This is a genomic window from Candidatus Darwinibacter acetoxidans (assembly GCF_041936445.1).
GTDB lineage: Bacteria > Bacillota > Limnochordia > Darwinibacteriales > Darwinibacteriaceae > DTU010.
The window spans coordinates 1-1756 of sequence record NZ_JBHGXH010000112.1 but is presented as its reverse complement, the minus strand read 5'-3'; the positions used below and the strand labels follow the sequence as shown (position 1 = coordinate 1756).

Below are 1756 nucleotides of genomic sequence, written 5' to 3'. Positions count from 1 at the left end.
TGCTTGGCTAGGGCCTTCCGGCCAATACCGTAGATAATGCCGAAGTTGATTCGCTTGGCGGCGTCCCGGGGAATCCCCAACTCCTCCGCCGCTGCGCTGTGAATGTCCTTGCTAGCCAGGAGGTTTGCCGCCATATTCTCCTCCCTGGCGTAATGGGTCCCCCACCGGACCTCCGCCTGGGAGTAGTCTGCCGACACCAGAACGCGCCCGGGCCGGGCCACGAAGACGTCTTTAACTTTATATACCTTGGAGTACCGTGGTACCGCCTGCAAGTTAGGCTGTACGCAAGATAGCCGCCCGGATACCGTCCCGTGCAGTAGCAGGTTCGGGTGTATAATCCCGTTGGAATCATATAACTCCAGGTACGGCTGGTAGTACGTGGAGTTAACCTTGGTCCAGCCCCGGTATTCCAGAATCTTGCGGATGGCGATGGCTCTGGAGTGGTCCTCCGGCAGGTGCATGAGTTCCTCCTCCAAGACCATCTTGGAGGTGCTATCTAACTCCAGCCACGCCTGGAGTTGTTTAGGACTGGCAGGGTTAATCTCGTAGCCAGCCAGAGTTTGAATCTCCTTCAAAGTCGGCTCTATCATCCGCTCCGCTTCTTCCATGTACTGGCGGATACGATCCTGATCAAGCTGCAGACCCCTGATCTCCATCTTGGCGGTGATGATACAATAGCGGTTGACCTCCTGCCATAGGTCGTACAATCGCCACAACTTCAGGTGTGGAACGTAAAAATCACGCAAGGCCTTGGCCAGCTTCACATCACCCACAGCATATGGTGCCACCAGCTCCGGCGGCAACCGCCACAAACTACCCTTGGTTAGTCCTCTCTCCTTTATGATCTGCTCCATCTCGTCCTTGGAGTCAGCCTGGCCGAGATATTTCTTCGCCAGGTGGGAGAGAGTGTAATCAGTAGCCATGTAGCCACCCGACCTCCTGATGGGCCGCCCTTGAGCGTCAAGCTTGTACTCGTTCTCATTTATCAGGTGCGCTGCCAGCATCGAGTCCTCGACCCGGTGCGGCAGCGGGAATCCGTCCACCCACATAGCCTCTATGTCGAACTTGATATTGTGGTTGATGATGGTCTTGCCTCGGATCAGCCGCCGGAAATCCTCCAGCCGCTCCAGGGGCAGGTTGAAGCCGGTCTCGTGCCGAAAGGGGAAGTAGGCAGCCACCTCACCATCGTAGATAGCGATGCCGCAGATACGGTCCCCGTGCCAGATCCTCAGGCCGGTGGTCTCGACGTCAATCGCCAGCTCTGGCGCTTTCTCAAACCGTTCCATCAGGGTCCAATAATGCTCATCTACCTTGTCTACTAGCACCGTGATTCACCTCCAGTGCGCCGGGGGCTGGTGTATCAACCCCCGGCGCTGGTTAGTTCCAGCTTAGAAGGAAACCGGGCCATCGGAAGCCTTCTTAGGGTTGAACCCGGTGACCGGCCCCGGGCCGTCAGGGTGCGGCAGCACCTTGGTGATAGAGGACCGCTCCTGGCCGTTGTAGGTATCCTTCCGGATATTGATTATGCACCGCCGGAACAGGGCCTCGCTCTTGGTGAATTTGCTCACTGTGCCGCCCTTGCCCAGACCAAGGGCCTCGACAGTCTCAGCGACTTTCCAGAGGGCGGACGGGATGATGGCCGTGAACAGCGGGAACTCCTTACCAGCATGCTCACCGCTCATAATGGCAAACGTCCAGATCCACTGAGGAGTCCCATTCTTACTGAATCCCTTCCGCAGGTCCACCAGGACAGCAG

2 protein-coding genes are annotated in these 1756 nt (G+C 57.5%); both read right to left on the bottom strand.

Going from position 1 to position 1756, the window contains the following annotated elements; genetic code table 11:
- On the bottom strand, positions 1-1325 hold a 1325-nt coding region (locus ACE4YL_RS03750), incomplete at its 3' end, for a DNA polymerase (RefSeq protein ID WP_461369252.1).
- Between the two features lie 63 nt (positions 1326-1388).
- On the bottom strand, positions 1389-1756 hold a 368-nt coding region (locus ACE4YL_RS03745), incomplete at its 5' end, for a hypothetical protein (RefSeq protein WP_461369251.1).